The following is an 18653-nucleotide window of genomic DNA, read 5'->3' on the forward strand; positions in this document are numbered from 1 at the left end:
CCGTTGTCTAAAGAAACGAACGCCTTGCGGCCGGGGCGGTTGCCCCTCCAATCTCAGTCCGCGTCGCTGAACGGCGGCGGCAGTTGGCCGGCCTTGAAGATTATGGTCGGCTCCTCGTCGTAGTCGCCCATTTCGGTGTCGGCCGAGACGGCGAAGGCGACCACGCCCAGACGCAAGGGCGCCAGGCGTTCGGCCTTGCGGCGCGCTTCTTCTGCATCCTTGCAGCCGACTTGCTGTTCGGCGCGGAGAGCCTTGCCCCGGCCCTGGACATAGGCCTGGACGATGTAGACGGTTTCGGTTGCCATGCGCTTCCCAAGCGGCCTGTTCGGCGCTCAGGTCAACAGGTTCAATCCAGTTTCAGTCCAGCTTTAGGGCCTCGGCCAGCAGCCGGGCCTCGGCGGCGCGGCTGGAGCCGGCGCGCCAGGCGACGACGATCTCGCGGTGGGGCGGGGCGCCGTCGGCCTGGTTTTCGAAGGCGCGGATGGCGACGGACGGGTTGTCGGCCAGACCCGCCTGGACCGCCATCTTCGGCAGGAAGGAGACGCCCAGGCCCGAGCCGACCATCTGGACCAGGGTGTGCAGGCTGGTGGCGGCGAAGACGTCGTCGCCGCGCGGGGCCTCGATGTCGAGCGCGGCCAGAGCATGGTCGCGCAGGCAATGGCCGTCTTCCAGCAGGATCAGGTCCTCGGCCCGCAACGAGCCAGGTCGGATGGGCCCAGGCGCGGCCAGGGCGTGGTCGTGGGGCGCGGCGGCCATGATCTCGTCGTCGCCGATGCGCGCGTGTTCGATGCCCGGCGCGTCGTAAGGCAGGGCGATGACGGCGGCGTCGATCTGGCCCGCCTTCAGGGCGGCGATCAGGCGGGGCGTCAAATCCTCGCGGATGAACAGCTTCAGGCTGGGATAGGCGGCCTTCACCGACGGCAGTTTGGCGGGCAGCAGGAAGGGGGCGACGGTGGGGATGACGCCCAGGCGGAAGCGGCCGGACAGCAGGCGGCCGGCGTTCTTGGCCGCCTCGACCAGATCCTCGGTGCGGGCCAGCACGTCCTCGGCCCGGCGCACGGCCTCGACCCCGACGGCGGTCATGATGACGGCGCCGCGCGCCCGTTCGACCACGGGCGCGCCGAGGATACGCTCCAGCTCCTGCACCCCGGCGCTGAGGGCCGGCTGGCTGACGTGGGCGGCCTCGGCGGCGCGCGAGAAGCTGCCATGCTCGGCCAGGAGCTTGAGATACTGAAGCTGTCGAAGGGTGGGAAGCATGGCTGTTAGATAGGCCGAACCTATGCTGACGCCAAGGACAATCGATTGGCTTTATGTGTTTGACCCGTGTCGAATGACCCCGTCATCTACAGGGCTATCGAGACCCGGCCCTAAGCCGCGCAAACCAGCAGGGAAGATCATCATGTCCACTGAAGCCAAATGCCCCGTTTCCGGACGGACGACGGAGTCGGTCGCGGGCGGGGGCGTGCAGAACCGCGACTGGTGGCCGGGCCAACTGCGCACCAACCTGCTGAACCAGCATTCGTCGAAGTCCGACCCGTTGGGAGAAACCTTCAACTATCGCGAGGCCTTCGCCAAGCTGGACTATGAGGCGCTGAAGGCGGATCTGCGGGCGCTGATGACGGACTCCAAGGACTGGTGGCCGGCCGACTTCGGTCACTACGGGCCGCAGTTCATCCGCATGGCTTGGCACAGCGCCGGCACCTATCGGGTCGGCGACGGCCGGGGCGGCGGCGGGCGCGGCCAGCAGCGGTTTGCGCCGCTGAACTCCTGGCCCGACAACGTCAACATCGACAAGTCGCGGCGCCTGTTGTGGCCGATCAAGCAGAAATACGGCCAGGCCATCTCCTGGGCCGACCTGATGATCCTGACCGGGAACGTGGCGCTGGAGACCATGGGTTTCCGCACCTTCGGTTTCTCGGGTGGTCGCGCCGATACCTGGGAGCCGGATCAGGACGTCTATTGGGGTCGTGAGATGACCTGGCTGGGCGGCGACGAACGCTATGCCCACGGCTCGCAAGGGGTGGTGAAGCCCGGCGACGAGGCCGTGCTGGTGTCGGACGACCGCGCAGACGGCGACGAGCACACGCGCGATCTTGAAAACCCGCTGGCGGCCGTCCAGATGGGTCTGATCTACGTCAATCCCGAGGGGCCGGACGGCAATCCCGACCCGCTGGCGGCGGCGCACGACATTCGCGAAACCTTCAAGCGGATGGCGATGAACGACGAGGAGACGGTCGCCCTGATCGCGGGGGGGCACACCTTCGGCAAGACCCACGGCGCCGGCCCGGCCGATCACGTCGGCGCCGAGCCCGAGGGCGACGGCCTGGAGGCGCAAGGCCTGGGTTGGACCTCCAGCTTCGGATCGGGTTCGGGCCGCGACGCCATCACCAGCGGGCTGGAAGTCACCTGGACCCAGACGCCGGCCCAGTGGAGCAACTTCTTCTTCGAGAACCTGTTCGGCTTCGAATGGGAGCTGGAGAAGTCGCCGGCCGGGGCGCACCAGTGGGTGGCAAAGGACGCGGGCGAGATCATCCCCGACGCCCACGATCCGGCGAAGAAGAAGCGGCCGACCATGCTGACGACCGATCTGTCGATGCGGTTCGACCCGGAATACGAGAAGATCTCGCGCCGCTTCCTGAACAATCCGCAGGCCTTCGCCGAAGCCTTTGCACGGGCCTGGTTCAAGCTGACCCATCGCGATCTGGGACCGCGTTCGCGCTACGTCGGGCCGGAAGTCCCGCGCGAAGTGCTGATCTGGCAGGATCCCGTGCCGGAAGTCGATCACCCGCTGATCGATGCGACGGATGCGGCGGTTCTGAAAGCCAAGGTGTTGGATTCGGGCCTGAGCGCCGCTGAACTGGTCGGCACGGCCTGGGCCTCGGCCTCGACCTTCCGGGGCGGGGACAAGCGGGGCGGGGCCAATGGGGCGCGCATCCGCCTGGCGCCGCAAAAGGATTGGGCCGCCAACCAGCCCGAGCAGCTGGACCGGGTGCTGAAGACGCTGGAGCGTATCCAGTTCGAGTTCAACCAGGGCCAGACGGGCGGCAAGAAAGTCTCGATGGCCGACCTGATCGTGCTGGCCGGCAATGCGGGCGTCGAGCAGGCGGCGAAGGCGGCGGGCCATGAGGCCAGCGTGCCGTTCACGCCGGGTCGGACGGACGCCAGCCAGGCGCAGACGGATGTGGAATCCTTCTCCTATCTGGAGCCGGTCGCCGATGGGTTCCGCAACTTCCAGAAGGCCCGTTATGCGGTTCCGGCCGAGGCCCTGCTGATCGACCAGGCGCAGCGGCTGACGCTGACGGCGCCGGAGATGACGGTGCTGATCGGCGGCTTGCGGGCGATCAACATCAATGTCGGCGGGGCGACGCACGGCGTGCTGACCGAGCGGCCGGGCGTGCTGTCCAACGATGTCTTCGTCAACCTGCTGGACATGGATGTGAAGTGGACGGCGACCTCGGACGCCAAGGATGTGTTCGAAGGGCGCGACCGTCGCACGGGCGAACCGAAATGGACCGGCACCCGCGTCGATCTGGTGTTCGGCTCCAACGCCGTGCTGCGCGCCCTGGCCGAGGTCTATGCCGGGGCGGATGCTGAGGCCAAGTTCGTGTCGGACTTCGTGGCCGCCTGGACCAAGGTGACCGAGCTGGACCGGTTCGACCTGCACGGTTGAGCCCGAGCCAGAACTGAAAGCCAAGAGCCGGACGCCGTCGCGTCCGGCTCTTTCGCTGTTCTAGCGCAGCCTGATCTCGAACAGTTGCGGCCAGCGCTTGCCGGTAACGAACAGCCGCTTGCCGGCGGCGTCCCAGGCGATGCCGTTCAGGACGTCGTCATTGGGGTCCAGGCCGGCGTCCTTGGGGACCAGGGCGGTCAGGTCGATGAAGGCCTTCACCACGCCGGTCTCGGGGTCGATGCGGGCGATGCGGTTGTCCTGCCACAGGTTGGCGAAGACCTCGCCGTCGATCCATTCCAGCTCGTTGATCTGATCCAGCGGCTTGCCGTCGGCGGTGACGGAGACGCGGCCGGTCTCGGCCAGAGTCTCGGGATCGAGGAAGCGCAGCTGGTCGGTGCCGTCGCTCATAATCAGGCGGCGGCCGTCGGTGGCCAGGGCCCAGCCCTCGCCCGGATACGAAAAGCCGCCCAGGGGCGAGAAGTCGTCAAGCTTCCAGATGAAGCCGATGTGGTTGCGCCAGGTCAGGCTGTAGAGCTTGCCGTTCAGCGTGGTCATGCCCTCGCCGAAATAGATGGTCGGCAGGTCGCGCTGGCGCTCCACTCGGCCGGTTTCCAGATCCACCTGGCGGATGAAGGACGGATACAGGCCCGTACTCTCGTAGAGGGCGCCGTCGTGGAAGAAGAGGCCCTCGGTGAAGGCCTCCGTATCGTGCGGATAGGCCCGCACGACCTCCCAGGACTGGACCGGAACCTCGGCCCGGACCGGCAGGCAAACGCCTGTCGCCAGGATCAGGCCGGCGATCAGACTGCCGAGACGCGACGACAGGCGGTTCATGAGCCTCAGCCCTGCTCGGCGGCGGCTTCGGCCTCGGCCTTCTGGGCGCGGACCTCGGCGGCGTTCGCGTCGCTGCGGGCCTGTTCGGCCATTTCCTTCTTGGTGGCGCCGCGACGCCCCATCATGTTCAAGGCCTCGACACCGGCCGAGAAGGCCATGGCGGCGTAGATGTAGCCCTTGGGCACGTGATAGCCGAAGCCGTCGGCGATCAGCACCATGCCGATCATCAAGAGGAAGCCGAGCGCCAGCATGACCACGCTGGGGTTCTTGTTGATGAAGTTGGCCAGGGGATCGGCGGCCAGCAGCATCACGGTCACGGCGACCAGGACGGCGACGACCATGATCGGCAGGTGTTCGGTCATGCCGACGGCGGTCAGGATCGAGTCGATCGAGAAGACGATGTCCAGCAGAATGATCTGGAAGATCGCCGCGCCCGCGTTCATGATCATCACGTCCTTCTTGTCCATCACGTCATGGCTGGGCGTGGGATCGACGGTGTGGTGGATCTCCTTGGTCGCCTTCCAGACCAGGAACAGACCGCCCGCGATCAGGATCAGATCCTTCCACGAGAATTCGTTGCCCATGACGGTGAAGACGGGCTGAACCAGGCCGACCAGCCAGGCGATGATCGACAGCAGGGCCAGGCGCATGATCAGGGCCAGGCCGATGCCGAGGCGACGGACCTTCTGGCGCTGGTGCTCTGGCAGCTTGTTCGAGAGGATGGAGATGAAGATCAGGTTGTCGATACCAAGCACGACCTCCATCACGATGAGGGTCACCAATGCGGCCCAGGCGGCCGGATCTGAGAGCAGAGGGGTGATGCTGTCGAGCATTGGGGTTCCTGGTGGAGAATAAAGCTTGAGCGGAAAGCGCTAGGGCCGCTGCGGGTTCCGATCAAGCGACGGGGTGCGGCGCAATGGTCGCACCCCTGGCCTTCATCGGGCGATCAAGGCCCCTTCCGAGGCGATATCGACCAGCACCGGGAAATGGTCCGAGATCACCTGGCCGGCGAAGGAATCGGTCGGCACGGCGTAGCGTTCGACCGACAGGCCGAGGCCGACGAAGACATGGTCGATAGCGACGCCGTCATTGTCGTTGGCGATGTCGAAGGCGTTGTAGGTGCCGTTCGGTCCGAACACGACGGGGCTGACGGTGCGGGCGTCGCGCAGGCCGGCCGCGATGACGCGGCGATAGGGGGCTGTGTCCGGCCCGGCGTTGAAATCCCCCATCAGCGCCACCGCCGCCGTCACCCCCTCGACCGTCGCCGGCGCCAGGTCCGCCGCCAAGGCGGCGCAGCCTTCACGAGCAACGGCCCCGACATGGTCCAGATGGGCGTTGCGTATATCTAGCAGCCGGCCGTCGGCTCGATCGCGTAGCACGACCCGCGTCACGGTGCGGGGCAGGGCGGCGTCCCAGCCCTTGGACGGCCGGTCGGGCGTGGGGGAGCACCATAGGGTCTGGGCGCTGATCGCCTCGAATCGGTCGCGACGCCAGAACAGGGTCGTCGTCTCGCCCGTCTGGGCGCCGTCGTCGCGGCCGACGCCGTAATGATCGTAGGCCGGCGCCTGTTCGGCCAGATAGGCGACCATCGGAATCAACGCCTCCTGGACCCCCAGGACGTCAGGGTCGAAGAAGGCGATCTGGCGCGCCATGTGCGGACGGCGCTGCGCCCAGTTCGGCGTATCGTCGGGCGCGTCATAGCGAATGTTGTAGCTCATCAGCCGCACCGAGCGCGGGGTGTCCGCAGGGGGGCGTCTGCCGCTCAGGCAGGGCCCTGGCCCGGACGCTCGATGGGGCGACGACGCACGGCGCCAGTAAGGCGCAGGCGGTGGCGATCAGCAGGGGCGACAGTTCCTTGTGGGTTCTCGTCGAAGGGTCTGGCCTGATTTTCTCACGGAGGGATGACCAGGGTGCGACGCCCTGATGCGACAGGGTGCGGCTTCATCACCCCTTCACGCAATGTTGCGAGCGGCGAAACCCCGTGCTATCAGGCGCCCGGCTTGAAGGGGGCGTATTTACGGATACGGCCTCTGTCGTGCTTTCCGTAAGCATTTCAAGCTTTTGACCGTTGCGAGCCTCGCAGTCGGTTGCGACCCTGACACAACGACCTCGGACCCTAATCAGTGGCTGATGATTTCAGAACGACGGAAGTCGGCGATCGCTACGCACAGGCGCTGTTTGACCTGGCGCTGGAAACCGGCCGCCTGGACGCTGTCCGTGCTGACCTGAAGTCGCTGAAGGCGGCCTGGATCGAGAGCGCCGACCTGCGTCGTCTGGCCGCCTCGCCCGTCATCAGCGCCGAGGATCAGGCCAAGGGTCTGGTCGCCATCGCCGCCAAGGCGAAGTTCGAACAGACCACGTCCAACTTCCTGGGTCTGCTGGCCCAGAACCATCGCGCCAAGGATCTGCCGGGCGTGATCGCCGGCTTCGAGGCGCGCTACGCCAAACACGCCGGCGTCGTCGCCGCCGAGGTCGTCTCGGCCCAGCCTCTGGACGCCAAACAGGTCGCCGCCATCACCGCCGCCCTGTCCAATAGCCTGGGCAAGGCGCCGGAGCTGACCGCGCGCGTCGATCCGTCGATCCTGGGCGGCCTGAAGATCAAGGTCGGCTCGAAACTGTTCGACGCCTCGCTGAAGACCAAGCTCGACCAGATGAAGTTCGCCCTCAAGCGGGCTTAAAGCCCGCTCCCCGCACACAAGAATGAAGCGCGCCTGATCGGCGCACCCGCATAAAGACTGAAGAACAGAGAGCCCGTCATGGACATCCGCGCCGCTGAAATCTCGGCCATCCTCAAGTCGCAGATCGCCAACTTCGGCGTCGAAGCCGACGTTTCCGACGTCGGCAGCGTGCTGTCGGTCGGCGACGGCATCGCCCGCATCCACGGTCTGGACAATGTCCAGGCCGGCGAAATGGTCGAGTTCACCAAGGCCGGCGTCAAGGGCATGGCCCTGAACCTGGAACGCGACAACGTCGGCGCCGTGATCTTCGGCGCGGACGCCCAGATCGCCGAGGGCGACGACGTGCGCCGCCTGGGCGAGATCGTGGACGTGCCGGTGGGCCGTGGCCTCTTGGGCCGCGTCGTCAACCCGCTGGGCGAGCCGATCGACGGCAAGGGCCCGATCGAGTTCACCGAGCGTCGCCGCGTCGACGTCAAGGCGCCGGGCATCATCCCGCGCAAGTCGGTTCACGAGCCGATGCAGACCGGCCTGAAGGCCATCGACACCCTGATCCCCGTCGGCCGCGGCCAGCGCGAGCTGATCATCGGCGACCGTCAGGTCGGCAAGACCGCCGTCGCCGTCGACACCATCCTGAACCAGAAGAACGTCAACAAGACCGACGACGAGAGCGCCAAGCTCTACTGCATCTACGTCGCCATCGGCCAGAAGCGCTCGACCGTCGCCCAGATCGTCAAGACGCTCGAAGAGGCCGGCGCGCTGGAATACACCATCGTCGTCGCCGCTACGGCCTCGGAGCCGGCCCCGCTGCAGTTCCTGGCCCCGTTCGCCGGCACCGCCATGGGCGAGTTCTTCCGCGACAACGGCATGCACGCCCTGATCGTCTATGACGACCTGTCCAAGCAGGCTGTGGCCTATCGCCAGATGTCCCTGCTGCTGCGCCGTCCGCCCGGCCGTGAAGCCTATCCGGGCGACGTCTTCTACCTGCACAGCCGCCTGCTGGAGCGTTCGGCCAAGCTTAATGAGGATTACGGCTCGGGCTCGCTGACGGCCCTGCCGATCATCGAAACCCAGGCCAACGACGTTTCGGCCTATATCCCCACCAATGTGATCTCGATCACCGACGGCCAGATCTTCCTGGAATCGGACCTCTTCTACCAAGGCATCCGCCCGGCCGTGAACGTCGGCATCTCGGTGTCGCGCGTCGGCTCCTCGGCCCAGACCAAGGCGATGAAGAAGGTCGCCGGCACCATCAAGGGCGAGCTGGCCCAGTATCGCGAGATGGCCGCCTTCGCCAAGTTCGGCTCGGACCTGGACGCCTCGACCCAGAAGCTGCTGGCGCGCGGCGCCCGCCTGACCGAGCTGCTGAAGCAACCGCAATATTCGCCGCTGGCGATGGAAGAGCAGGTCGTCTCGGTCTACGCCGGCACGCGCGGCTATATCGACGGGATCGCCGTGGGCGACGTCGGCCGGTTCGAGAAGGAACTGCTGGCGCGCATCCATGCGAACCACGCCAGCCTGCTCGAAGGCATCCGCACCAAGAAGGACCTGACCTCGGACCTCGAAGCCGAGCTGAAGGACATCCTGGCCGCCTTCGTCAAGACCTTCGCCTGAACCCCGCCGGTAGTTAGAGGAAGAGCAACGCCGGATGGCCAGCCTCAAGGAAATGCGCAATCGGATCGGAAGCGTCAAAGCGACGCAGAAGATCACGAAAGCCATGCAGATGGTCGCCGCGGCCAAGCTGAAACGCGCCCAGGATCAGGCCGAGAGCGCCCGACCCTATGCGCAGAAGATGGCCTCGGTCATCGCCAACCTCGCCGCCGGCGTCTCAGGCGCCGACGCGCCGCGCTTGCTTGCCGGCACGGGTCAGGACCATCGTCACCTGATCGTGGTGGCGACGGCGGACAAGGGTCTGGCGGGCGGTTTCTCGACCAACGTCATCCGCGCCGCACGCGAGCGGATCAACAGCCTGATCGCCAACGGCAAGGACGTGAAGATCATCGCCGTCGGCAAGAAGTCGCGCGATCAACTGACGCGTCTGTACGGCGACAAGGTGATCCACACCTTCGAACTGAGCGACCACAAGACCATCGGCCTGCCCTCGGCCCAGCCGGTCGCCGAAATGATCGCCACGGCGTTCGAGGACGGCCAGGCCGACGTGGTCACCCTGTTCTACAGCCAGTTCAAGTCGGTGATCCAACAGGTCCCGACCGGCAAGCAGTTGATCCCGGCCGTGGTCGAGGGCGACGCCCAGCCCATCGACCTAAACGGCGCGGTCTATGAATACGAGCCCTCGGAAGAGGAAATCCTCGAAACCCTGCTGCCACGCAACCTGACGACCCAGATCCTGGCCGCTCTGTACGAGAACCAGGCCGGCTTCTTCGGCTCGCAGATGGCGGCGATGGACAACGCCACGCGCAACGCCGGCGACCTCATCAACGCCCTGACGCTGCAGTACAACCGCAAGCGCCAAGCCCAGATCACCACCGAACTGATCGAGATCATCGCCGGCGCCGAAGCCCTCTGATCCCGACCGAACAGACATTCCGATACGGACCCCAGCCATGACCGACACCGTCGCCAAAAAACCCGCCGCCAAGAAGCCCGCCGTCAAGACGGCGCCCGCCGCCGCTACCGCGCCGGGCTCCATCGTCGCCACCGGCAAGATCGCCCAGGTCATCGGCGCCGTCGTCGACGTCGAGTTCACCGGCCACCTGCCGGCGATACTGAACGCCCTGAACACGCAGAACATCGACCAGAAGACGGGCGAGCCCTTCACCCTGGTGCTGGAAGTCGCCCAGCACCTGGGTGAGAACATGGTCCGCACCATCGCCATGGACACGACCGAGGGCCTGACGCGCGGTCAGCCCGTGATCGACACCGGCTCCTCGATCCAGACCCCGGTCGGACCGGGCGTGCTGGGCCGCATCATGAACGTCGTCGGCCAGCCGATCGACGAAGCCGGCCCGATCCAGACCACGCAATACCGTCCGATCCACCGCGAGGCCCCGACCTTCGAGGAGCAGACCAACTCGTCGGAAATCCTGGTCACGGGCATCAAGGTGATCGACCTGATCTGCCCCTACACCAAGGGCGGCAAGACCGGCCTGTTCGGCGGCGCCGGCGTCGGCAAGACCGTGACGATGCAGGAACTGATCAACAACATCGCCAAGGCTTACGGCGGTTATTCGGTTCTGGCCGGCGTGGGCGAGCGCACTCGCGAAGGCAACGACCTGTATCACGAAATGATTGAGTCCAACGTGAACGTGGACCCGGCCAAGAACGGCGGCTCGACCGAAGGCTCCAAGTGCGCCCTGGTCTATGGGCAGATGAACGAGCCTCCCGGCGCCCGCGCCCGCGTCGCCCTGACCGGCCTGGCCCAGGCCGAGTATTTCCGCGACGAGGAAGGCAAGGATGTCCTGCTGTTCGTCGACAACATCTTCCGCTTCACCCAGGCCGGTTCGGAAGTGTCGGCTCTGCTGGGCCGCATTCCGTCGGCCGTGGGCTATCAGCCGACGCTGGCCACCGAGATGGGCAACCTGCAGGAACGCATCACCTCGACCAAGAAGGGCTCGATCACCTCGGTCCAGGCCATCTACGTCCCGGCCGATGACCCCACCGACCCGGCGCCCGCCGCGTCCTTCGCCCACTTGGACGCGACGACCATGCTGTCGCGTGACATCGCCGCCCAGGCCATCTTCCCCGCCGTCGATCCGCTGGACTCGACCTCGCGGATCATGGACCCGCTGGTCATCGGCGAAGAGCACTACCAGGTCGCCCGTTCGGTCCAGGAAGTGCTGCAGCAGTACAAGGGCCTGAAGGACATCATCGCCATCCTGGGCATGGACGAGCTGTCGGAAGAGGACAAGCTGGTCGTCTCGCGCGCCCGCAAGATTCAGCGCTTCCTGTCGCAGCCCTTCTTCGTGGCCGAGCAGTTCACCAACGCGCCGGGCAAGTTCGTCGAACTGGCCGACACGATCCGCTCGTTCAAGGGCATCGTCGCCGGTGACTACGATCACCTGCCGGAAGCCGCCTTCTACATGGTCGGCGCGATCGAAGAGGCCGTCGCCAAGGCCGAGAAGATGGCTTCGGAAGCCTGATCATGGCCGGCAAGCTGAACTTCTCTCTCGTCTCGCCGGAACGCGAGGTCTTCTCCGGCCTCGTGGACCAGGTGGACGCGCCGGGCGTCGAGGGCGACTTCGGCGTCCTGCCGGACCACGCCCCCTTCATGACCGCCCTGCGCGAGGGCCTGGTGACCGTGTATAGCGGCGGGACCAAGATCCAGTACGACGTCCACGGCGGCTTCGCCGACGTCAACGGCGAAGGTCTGACCATCCTGGCCGAACAGGCTGTCGAGGTCTTCGCGGGCTGATCCGCACGCCGGATCGAAAGAACTGAGGCCCCGCGCTCCGGCGCGGGGCCTTTTTCGTAATAGGCTGTGCCCTTGCTCCGGGCGGAGGCTTCTGCAACCATCAGGCATCACGGGGGGCTGATGATGCCGAAGGCTGAAGGGTGGACCGTTGGCGGCGGGACGTGCCGGGTTCTGACGTCCTTGGTCGGGGCGTCCCTGATCGGGGCCTTGCTCAGCGGCTTTGCCGCACAGCCGACCGAGGTGCGCCGCACCCAGCCCGCGCCGTATGCGGCGCTGACCTCGCCGACCGCCGCCATGGCTATTGTGTTTTCGGACATCTGCATGACGGCGGTGCGCGATGGATCGTCGATCGAGGCGTTGGCCCTTGATCACTGGCTGCGTCCCGTTGCGCCACGCTCGACTGGATCGCCCACGGCGACGGCGGCGTGGCGGCTGGCTTCCTATTCCAAGGTCTTCGTCGTGGCCTTGCCGAACGGGGGATGCTCGGCGTCGGTGGAGGGCGGCGATCCCGAGGCGCTGCGAGAGGCGGCCGTCGCCCTGACGGCGCGTCACGGCGCCTTCGTCGAAGGCCAGACCATTCCTGCCGACAACAACAGCCGCACCGCCTGGTGTACGGGCGAGGCGCAACGACCGATGATCGCCGTTCTGGTCAAACGCACACAGGGCCGTCGCGCCGCCTTCGTCGCCAACGTCTTTCGCGCCGAGGGCGAGCGCCCCAGTTTTTGCACGCCCGCGCGCGGCTGACAGACGGCCGGCGGGCGGCTAAGACCAGCCCATGACCGATCCCATCGACATCCAAGGCGTCTGCGCTGCCGGCTATAAGGCCGTGCGCGAGGCGTTCGCCGCCAACTTCACCGAGGCGCCCGAGGGGCTGAACGAGCAGGCGGCGCGGTTCAGCGTGCTGGTCGAGGGCGAGGCGGTCGTCGATCTGTGGGCGGGCCATGCGGATACGGCGAAGACGACGCCGTTCACGGAGGCGACCCTGACCTCGGTCTTCTCGACCGGCAAGGCGGTGATGGCGATCCTGATGGCGACGGCGGTCGAGGCGGGGCAGGTCGACTATGACCAGACGGTCGCCTCACTGTGGCCCGAGTTCGGCGCGGCGGGCAAGGCGGACGTGACCGTGGCCCAGTTGATGAGCCATCAGTCAGGCCTGCCCGGCTTCTCGGAAGCGGTCGATCCGACCATCTGGTTCGACGTGCCCGCCGTCTTGGCGCGGCTGGCGGCCCAGGCGCCGATGTGGGAACCGGGCACGGCCTCGGGCTATCACCCCGTCACGGTCGGCTATCTGGCCAATGAGGTGTTTCGCCGTGCGACGGGGCGGACCATGGGCCAGGCGCTGCGCCAGGACTTTTCCGATCTCGATCTGTGGATCGGCCTGCCGGAGAGCGAGCACGGGCGGGTGGCCCAGATGCGCAAACCCACGGCGGCGCCCAGCCTGGGTGTCGTCAATCCGATCAAACAGGCGGCCTTCCTGGATCGCGGCTCGGCGCCCGGCGGGCGGGGTTCGGCCGCCTGGCGCGAGATGGAAATCCCGTCGGCCAATCTGCACGGCACGGCCCTGGGGCTGGCGCGGATGATGGGGGTGGTCGCCAACGGCGGCGGTCTCGACGGCCGGTCGGTGCTGTCGGCGGGGACGCTGGAGCAGTTGACGCGCGAACGGATCCACGGGCCGGACAAGGTGCTGCCGTTCGAGATCAGCTGGGCGGCGGGGCTGATGCGCAACGACGGGCTAAAGGTGTTCGGGCCGGATGAAGCCTTCGGTCACTACGGCTGGGGCGGGTCGATGGCCATGGCGGATCCGTCGCGCCGGCTGTCGGCCGCCTATGTGATGACGCGCCAGTCGCCCCACCTGATCGGCGACCCGCGTCCCAAACGCCTGCTGCAGGCGCTGTACGGGGCGCTCTAGACCGTTTCAGAGAGGGCGACGGCCCGTTTGGCGGCGCGCGAGCGGTTGAGCGCGCCCAGGGCGAAGACGCCCGCGCCCGCCCAAATGAAGACGAACGAGACGATGCGCAGTGGGGTTAGGGCTTCACCCGTCAGGACGCCGCAGGCGAACTGAAGCGTGGGCGCCAGGAACTGGATGAAGCCGACGGTGGACAGGGGCAGACGCCGCGCCGACCAGGCGAACAGCACCAGCGGGATCACCGTCGCCGGCCCGTTGATCAGGGCCCAGGCCAGACCCGAGGGCGAGGCAAAGCCCACTGCCTGACCCTGGATCGTCAGCCAGGCCAGGAAGACCGCGCCGATGGGCAGCAGGACCAGGCATTCGACGAACAGGCCGGTCTGGGCCGAGGCGGGCACGCGTTTTCGGATCACCGCATAGGCGCAGAAGGTGACGGCCAGGGTCAGACCGATGATCGGCACATGGCCCAGGGCGACGGTCTGGACGACGACACCGACGGCGGCGAGACCGATTGCGACGGCGCTCCAGCGATCGATCTTCTCGCGGAACAGCACGGCGCCGGCCGCCATGTTGAGCAGGGGATTGATATAGTAGCCGAGGCTGGCCTCCAGCGTCGCATGGTGCGTCGTGGCGTAGACGTAGAGGCTCCAGTTCGTCGCGATCAGCAGGGCCGACAGGGCCAGCCAGGCCAGGGTGCGCGGCGTGGCCAGCACCTTTTTCGCCTCGCCCCACTGGCCGGCGAGCAGCAGGACCAAGCCCGCGACGAAGACCGACCAGACGGCCCGATGGGCCAGGATTTCGGGCGCACCGAAACCGTTGGCCGCCATCGCCATGAACAGCAGCGGCAAGAGGCCCCACAGGGTGTAGCAGGCGATGGCCGTGCCGACCGCGCGGGGGTCATCGGGGTTGGCGGGGGGCATTAGCGAATGTCCTTCCACGCCTTCGCCGTCATCCTCGGGCTTGACCCGAGGATCGGGCGATCGGCCGCTGATGCGAACGGGCGATGCATGGGCGCTTGTCAGGTCCGATCCTCGGGTCAAGCCCGAGGATGACGGTGAGTGTTAAGGTCGAGGCTGCTTACACCGTGATCGAACGATACCCCGACGAGGACTTGATCACGCCCGTCTCGTCCAGCAGCTGGGCGATCTGAATGGCGTTCAGGGCGGCGCCCTTGCGCAGGTTGTCGGAGACGACCCACAGGTTCAGGCCGTTCTCGACGCTCGAATCCTTGCGGATGCGCGACACATAGACGGCATGTTCGCCGGCCGCATCGACGGGGGTGATATAGCCGTCGTGTTCCTGCTTATCGATCACCAGGACGCCGGGCGCTTCACGCAGGATGGCGCGGGCCTCGTCGGGTTCCATGGGGCGGTCGAACTCGATGTTCACGGCCTCGGAGTGGCCGACGAAGACCGGCACCCGCACGCAGGTGACCGTGACCTTGATGTCGGGGTCCAGCATCTTGTGCGTCTCGTCCGACATCTTCTGCTCCTCGTCGGTCGAGCCGTCCTCAAGGAAGGCGCCGATGTAGGGGATGACGTTGAAGGCGATCTGTTTGGGGAACTTCTTGGGACGCGCGTCGCCCAGGCCGTAGATGGCCTTGGTCTGGTTCCACAGCTCGTCCATGCCTTCCTTGCCGGCGCCGGACACCGACTGATAGGTCGAGACCACCACCCGCTTGATCTTCGCCACGTCATGCAGGGGCTTCAGCGCCGTCACCAGCTGGATGGTCGAGCAGTTGGGGTTGGCGATGATGTTCTTCTTGGTCGCGTCCTTGATGGCGTCGGGGTTCACCTCGGGCACGATCAGCGGCACGTCCGGGTCCTTGCGGAAGGCCGAGGAGTTGTCGATCACGATGGGGCCGGCCTTGCCGATCTTTTCCGACCATTCCTTGGACACCGCGCCGCCGGCGGACATCAGGACGATATCGACGGTCGAGAAGTCGAACTGTTCGATGTCCTGGCATTTGATGGTCTTGTCGCCGAACGAGACCTCGACCCCCTTGGACTTGCGCGAGGCGATGGCGTGGATGGCGTCGACGGGGAATTCGACCTCTTCCAGAATGTTCAGCATTTCGCGGCCCACATTGCCCGTGGCTCCGACGATGGCGACGCGATAACCCATTTTTCGTTGTCCTTCGGACGCGCTACGCTCGGCCCGCGGGGCCTCGCTGCTTGAGCGCCTTTTTTTGGTGTGGTGTTCGGCATTGCAAATAGGCGTTCGGGGCCGCGAAGCAATCGCTTTTCGGCGGAGAGGGCGTTAAGCAGCCGTCCCATGACCTCCCGCATCCGTAACGCCTACGACATCCGCGTGGAAGAGGGCGTGCTAACGCCCGATCCGGCGCAAGCCAGCGTGATCGCGGCGCTGGAGCGGCTGGAGGTCGATCTGGCCAAGCGCGGCCTGTTCGGCAAGGCGCCGGAGGTGCGGGGCGTCTACCTCTACGGCCCGCCCGGCCGCGGCAAGTCCATGCTGATGGACCTGTTCTATTCGGCGACGCCCGAGCCGCGAAAGACCCGCGCCCACTTCCACGCCTTCATGGCCCGGGTCCACGACCTGGTGAAACAGTGGCGCGAGGGCGATGCGAAGACACGCAAGGCCGTGTTCGGGACGCATAAGGGCGACGATCCCATCCCGCCCATCGCCCGACTGATCGCGTCGGAGGCCCGGCTGCTGTGTTTCGACGAACTGCAGGTCACCGACATCGCCGACGCCATGATCCTGGGCCGGCTGTTCGAGGCCCTGTTCGAGGACAAGGTGGTGCTGGCCATCACCTCGAACCGGGCGGCCGAGGACCTGTACAAGAACGGCATCAATCGCCAGCTGTTCGTCCCCTTCATCGACATCATCCGTGAGCGTTGCGCGGTGGTGGAGATGGCCGGCGCGCGCGACTGGCGGCTGGACCGGATGACCTCGGCCCAGGTCTGGCACACCCCGGACGACCGCGCGGGGTTCGAGGATCTGTGGCGCGAGCTGAAGGGCGGGGAGCCCGAAGAGCCGGCGCACCTGACCGTGCTGGGCCGCGACGTGGTGGTGGAGCGCACCGTCGGCTCGATGGCGCGGGCGACGTTTGTGGAGCTGTGCGGCACGCCGCTGGGCCCGCAGGACTATCTGGCCATCGCCCAGCGGTTCCATACCCTGTTCCTGGAAGACGTGCCGATCCTGAGTTCGGCCAACCAGCAGGAGGCGCGGCGTCTGGTGACCCTGGTGGACGCGCTCTATGAGGCCAAGACCAAGCTGATCGTGCTGGCGGCGGCCAAGCCGGAGGCCCTCTATACCGAGGGGGTGGGGGCGTTCGAGTTCGAACGCACCGTGTCGCGGTTCAACGAGATGCAGAGCAAGGACTGGCTGGCGCACGTGCGGGACTGACGGCTAGGGTGACGGCTGACCTTCGGAGAGTTTCCATGCGCCGCTTCGCCCTCGCCGCCGCCTTTGCATTGACCGTGTCGCCGCTGACGGCGGGGGCGGCTTTGGCCCAGACGGCCCCCGCGACGGCCAGTCGCGGACTGACTCCGGCCGAGGTCGGGACGTGGATCACCGGGCTGGGCGGACGGGTCGGGCCGGTGCAGACCGAGAACGGCCTGACCTTCTTCACCGTGACCAATGCGGGCCTGACCTGGGCCGTCTTCTTCTACGGCTGCGAGGCGGGCGTCTGCGGCGAGGTTCAGTTCAGCGCCGTCGTGCCGGGCGCGGGCGCGACGCTGGACAAGGTCAACGCCTGGAACCGCGACAACCGCTATCTGAAGGCCTTCCACACCTCGGCCGAAACCCCGACCGCGACGGTGCAGTACGATGTCGTCGTGCTGTCGGGCGGAGGCGTGACGCAACTGGCGGACCCGCTGGCGGTGTGGCTGCAACTGCTGCCGAAGTTCGCAGGCGAGATGGGGTATGCGGCGGCGCAATGACCTCCCTCTCCCGCTGGGAGAGGGCTTGAGCGCACGGCGGCGATAGCCGTCGTTCTTGTGCGAAAGGGTGAGGGGAGGGTCGTGCGATTTGGACCACCGGCCGACCCTCATCCGGCCCTGCGGGCCACCTTCTCCCAATGGGAGAAGGGAAAAGAAAAAAGGGCCGCGGATTGCTCCGCGGCCCTTCGTCATTCGATTGATGCGTGGCTTAAGCCAGCGAACCGTCGATGTCCTTGCAGGCCTGCAGCAGGCCCTGGACGGAGGCGACGGACTTTTCAAACATCGCCTTTTCTTCGTCGTTGGTGGTGAACTCGATCACCTTCTCGACGCCGTTGGCGCCGATCAGGGCGGGGACGCCGACGTAGAGGTCCGACAGGCCGTATTCGCCCGACAGCCAGACGGCGCAGGGCAGGACGCGCTTCTGGTCCAGCAGGTAGGACTTGGCCATGGCGATGGCGCTTTCAGCTGGCGCGTAGAAGGCCGAGCCGGTCTTCAGCAGGGCCACGATCTCGCCGCCGCCCTTGCGGGTGCGGTCGACGATGGCGTCCAGATCGGCCTGGCTCAGCAGGCCGGCGGCGACGGCGTCGGGCAGCGGCAGGCCGCCGACGGTCGAGTGGCGCACCATCGGCACCATGTCGTCACCGTGACCGCCCAGGGTCCAGGCGTGGATGTCCTGCACCGAGACGCCGGTCTTTTCAGCCAGGAAGTAGGCGAAGCGCGCCGAGTCCAAAACGCCGGCCATGCCGACGACCTTTTCCTTGGGCAGGCCTGAGAACTTCTGCAGGGCCCAGACCATGGCGTCGAGCGGGTTGGTGATGCAGATGACGAAGGCGTTGGGGGCGTGGGCCTTGATGCCCTCGCCGACGGCCTTCATGACCTTCAGGTTGATGCCGATCAGGTCGTCGCGGCTCATGCCCGGCTTGCGCGGCACGCCGGCGGTGACGATGCAAACGTCGGCGCCCGCGATGTCGGCGTAGTCGTTGGCGCCCTTCAGGGCCACGTCCGAGCCGAAGACGGCGGTGGCCTCGGCGATGTCGAGGGCTTTGCCCTGCGGGGTGCCTTCGGCGATGTCGAACAGGATCACGTCGCCCAGGGCTTCGCGCGCGGCCACGTGGGCCAGGGTTCCGCCGATCATGCCGGCGCCGATAAGGGCGATCTTCGCGCGAGCCATGGATGTCTCCGTTTATTGCGTGTGCGAAATGGGGATTAATCGTGCGGGCGGTCTAGACCCCTCAAGCGGCTGTCGCAAGAACCTCGCTTTACGGCCTTGGTCAGGCTTGCGAAGGTCCGGCCC

The 18653-nt window shown here is 66.7% G+C and carries 18 protein-coding genes; 10 read left to right on the top strand and 8 right to left on the bottom strand.

The window, feature by feature from the left end; all coding sequences use genetic code 11:
• Positions 1 to 53: 53 nt before the first annotated feature.
• Positions 54 to 305 carry a hypothetical protein gene (locus ACP693_RS02995; protein WP_426019157.1) on the bottom strand — a complete coding sequence of 84 codons (252 nt, stop codon included), beginning with the start codon at positions 303 to 305 and terminating at the stop codon, positions 54 to 56.
• A gap of 52 nt (positions 306 to 357) precedes the next feature.
• Positions 358 to 1257 (bottom strand): hydrogen peroxide-inducible genes activator, encoded by a 900-nt coding sequence (locus ACP693_RS03000; protein WP_426019154.1) that lies wholly within the window; start codon positions 1255 to 1257, stop codon positions 358 to 360.
• A 142-nt stretch (positions 1258 to 1399) separates the two neighbouring features.
• Here ACP693_RS03000 and katG point away from each other — a divergent pair, with 142 nt between their 5' ends.
• Entirely contained in the window at positions 1400 to 3670 is a 2271-nt protein-coding gene (gene katG, locus ACP693_RS03005; RefSeq protein ID WP_426019152.1) for a catalase/peroxidase HPI, read from the top strand.
• 60 nt (positions 3671 to 3730) lie between these two features.
• On the opposite strand, the gene ACP693_RS03010 is transcribed toward katG, so the two are convergent.
• From ACP693_RS03010 to ACP693_RS03020, 3 genes are all read right to left on the bottom strand, one after another.
• A complete protein-coding gene (locus tag ACP693_RS03010) occupies positions 3731 to 4504 on the bottom strand; it encodes a glutaminyl-peptide cyclotransferase (protein ID WP_426019149.1) in 774 nt (257 codons plus the stop codon).
• Positions 4505 to 4509: 5 nt separating this feature from the next.
• Positions 4510 to 5337: a TerC family protein gene (locus ACP693_RS03015; RefSeq protein WP_426019146.1), complete on the bottom strand. Its 828-nt coding sequence runs from the start codon at positions 5335 to 5337 to the stop codon at positions 4510 to 4512.
• 102 nt (positions 5338 to 5439) lie between these two features.
• A complete protein-coding gene (locus ACP693_RS03020) occupies positions 5440 to 6222 on the bottom strand; it encodes an endonuclease/exonuclease/phosphatase family protein (protein ID WP_426019143.1) in 783 nt (260 codons plus the stop codon).
• A gap of 405 nt (positions 6223 to 6627) precedes the next feature.
• On the opposite strand from ACP693_RS03020, the gene ACP693_RS03025 reads away from it, so the two are divergent.
• The 7 genes from ACP693_RS03025 to ACP693_RS03055 all read left to right on the top strand — a co-directional run bounded on the left by ACP693_RS03025 (position 6628) and on the right by ACP693_RS03055 (position 13460).
• Positions 6628 to 7182 carry a F0F1 ATP synthase subunit delta gene (locus ACP693_RS03025; protein WP_346495626.1) on the top strand — a complete coding sequence of 185 codons (555 nt, stop codon included), beginning with the start codon at positions 6628 to 6630 and terminating at the stop codon, positions 7180 to 7182.
• A 78-nt stretch (positions 7183 to 7260) separates the two neighbouring features.
• Positions 7261 to 8793 carry a F0F1 ATP synthase subunit alpha gene (gene atpA / locus ACP693_RS03030; RefSeq protein WP_135194047.1) on the top strand — a complete coding sequence of 511 codons (1533 nt, stop codon included), beginning with the start codon at positions 7261 to 7263 and terminating at the stop codon, positions 8791 to 8793.
• A 34-nt stretch (positions 8794 to 8827) separates the two neighbouring features.
• Positions 8828 to 9706 (top strand): F0F1 ATP synthase subunit gamma, encoded by an 879-nt coding sequence (locus ACP693_RS03035; RefSeq protein ID WP_426019141.1) that lies wholly within the window; start codon positions 8828 to 8830, stop codon positions 9704 to 9706.
• Between the two features lie 37 nt (positions 9707 to 9743).
• Positions 9744 to 11279 (top strand): F0F1 ATP synthase subunit beta, encoded by a 1536-nt coding sequence (atpD, locus tag ACP693_RS03040; protein WP_426019138.1) that lies wholly within the window; start codon positions 9744 to 9746, stop codon positions 11277 to 11279.
• A gap of 2 nt (positions 11280 to 11281) precedes the next feature.
• On the top strand, positions 11282 to 11551 hold the full coding sequence (locus tag ACP693_RS03045) for an ATP synthase F1 subunit epsilon (protein ID WP_426019135.1): 270 nt from the start codon (positions 11282 to 11284) through the stop codon (positions 11549 to 11551).
• Between the two features lie 120 nt (positions 11552 to 11671).
• A complete protein-coding gene (locus ACP693_RS03050; protein ID WP_426019133.1) occupies positions 11672 to 12295 on the top strand; it encodes a hypothetical protein in 624 nt (207 codons plus the stop codon).
• A 31-nt stretch (positions 12296 to 12326) separates the two neighbouring features.
• Positions 12327 to 13460, top strand: coding sequence for a serine hydrolase domain-containing protein (locus ACP693_RS03055; protein ID WP_426019130.1), 1134 nt, complete (start codon positions 12327 to 12329; stop codon positions 13458 to 13460).
• Here the strand turns inward: ACP693_RS03055 and rarD are convergent.
• Positions 13457 to 14377 carry an EamA family transporter RarD gene (gene rarD / locus ACP693_RS03060; protein WP_426019127.1) on the bottom strand — a complete coding sequence of 307 codons (921 nt, stop codon included), beginning with the start codon at positions 14375 to 14377 and terminating at the stop codon, positions 13457 to 13459. The genes ACP693_RS03055 and rarD overlap by 4 nt on opposite strands.
• Positions 14378 to 14534: 157 nt before the next feature.
• Positions 14535 to 15581 (bottom strand): aspartate-semialdehyde dehydrogenase, encoded by a 1047-nt coding sequence (locus ACP693_RS03065; protein ID WP_426019125.1) that lies wholly within the window; start codon positions 15579 to 15581, stop codon positions 14535 to 14537.
• A 150-nt stretch (positions 15582 to 15731) separates the two neighbouring features.
• Between ACP693_RS03065 and zapE the strand changes: the two genes are divergently transcribed.
• Together zapE and ACP693_RS03075 are read left to right on the top strand one after the other, a co-directional pair.
• The gene (gene zapE, locus ACP693_RS03070; RefSeq protein WP_426019122.1) at positions 15732 to 16823 is read left to right on the top strand and encodes a cell division protein ZapE; all 1092 of its coding nucleotides are present in this window, start codon (positions 15732 to 15734) and stop codon (positions 16821 to 16823) included.
• 35 nt (positions 16824 to 16858) lie between these two features.
• Positions 16859 to 17359, top strand: a complete 501-nt coding sequence (locus ACP693_RS03075; RefSeq protein ID WP_426019119.1) for a YbjN domain-containing protein — start codon at positions 16859 to 16861, stop codon at positions 17357 to 17359.
• 208 nt (positions 17360 to 17567) lie between these two features.
• On the opposite strand, the gene mdh is transcribed toward ACP693_RS03075, so the two are convergent.
• On the bottom strand, positions 17568 to 18530 hold the full coding sequence (mdh, locus tag ACP693_RS03080) for a malate dehydrogenase (RefSeq protein WP_426019116.1): 963 nt from the start codon (positions 18528 to 18530) through the stop codon (positions 17568 to 17570).
• Positions 18531 to 18653: the final 123 nt, after the last annotated feature.

This window comes from Brevundimonas sp. TWP1-3, from assembly GCF_049896085.1.
In the GTDB taxonomy this organism is placed as follows: Bacteria; Pseudomonadota; Alphaproteobacteria; order Caulobacterales; family Caulobacteraceae; genus Brevundimonas.

Bases quoted from the DNA above. Each gene is read 5' to 3' on its own strand.
- atpD (WP_426019138.1), top strand. From the start codon at position 9,744: ATGACCGACACCGTCGCCAAAAAACCCGCCGCCAAGAAGCCCGCCGTC.
- ACP693_RS03055 (WP_426019130.1), top strand. From the start codon at position 12,327: ATGACCGATCCCATCGACATCCAAGGCGTCTGCGCTGCCGGCTATAAG.
- ACP693_RS03065 (WP_426019125.1), bottom strand. From the start codon at position 15,581: ATGGGTTATCGCGTCGCCATCGTCGGAGCCACGGGCAATGTGGGCCGC.
- ACP693_RS03050 (WP_426019133.1), top strand. From the start codon at position 11,672: ATGATGCCGAAGGCTGAAGGGTGGACCGTTGGCGGCGGGACGTGCCGG.
- ACP693_RS02995 (WP_426019157.1), bottom strand. From the start codon at position 305: ATGGCAACCGAAACCGTCTACATCGTCCAGGCCTATGTCCAGGGCCGG.
- rarD (WP_426019127.1), bottom strand. From the start codon at position 14,377: ATGCCCCCCGCCAACCCCGATGACCCCCGCGCGGTCGGCACGGCCATC.
- ACP693_RS03045 (WP_426019135.1), top strand. From the start codon at position 11,282: ATGGCCGGCAAGCTGAACTTCTCTCTCGTCTCGCCGGAACGCGAGGTC.
- ACP693_RS03010 (WP_426019149.1), bottom strand. From the start codon at position 4,504: ATGAACCGCCTGTCGTCGCGTCTCGGCAGTCTGATCGCCGGCCTGATC.
- ACP693_RS03035 (WP_426019141.1), top strand. From the start codon at position 8,828: ATGGCCAGCCTCAAGGAAATGCGCAATCGGATCGGAAGCGTCAAAGCG.
- mdh (WP_426019116.1), bottom strand. From the start codon at position 18,530: ATGGCTCGCGCGAAGATCGCCCTTATCGGCGCCGGCATGATCGGCGGA.
- ACP693_RS03020 (WP_426019143.1), bottom strand. From the start codon at position 6,222: ATGAGCTACAACATTCGCTATGACGCGCCCGACGATACGCCGAACTGG.
- ACP693_RS03075 (WP_426019119.1), top strand. From the start codon at position 16,859: ATGCGCCGCTTCGCCCTCGCCGCCGCCTTTGCATTGACCGTGTCGCCG.
- ACP693_RS03000 (WP_426019154.1), bottom strand. From the start codon at position 1,257: ATGCTTCCCACCCTTCGACAGCTTCAGTATCTCAAGCTCCTGGCCGAG.
- ACP693_RS03015 (WP_426019146.1), bottom strand. From the start codon at position 5,337: ATGCTCGACAGCATCACCCCTCTGCTCTCAGATCCGGCCGCCTGGGCC.
- atpA (WP_135194047.1), top strand. From the start codon at position 7,261: ATGGACATCCGCGCCGCTGAAATCTCGGCCATCCTCAAGTCGCAGATC.
- katG (WP_426019152.1), top strand. From the start codon at position 1,400: ATGTCCACTGAAGCCAAATGCCCCGTTTCCGGACGGACGACGGAGTCG.
- zapE (WP_426019122.1), top strand. From the start codon at position 15,732: ATGACCTCCCGCATCCGTAACGCCTACGACATCCGCGTGGAAGAGGGC.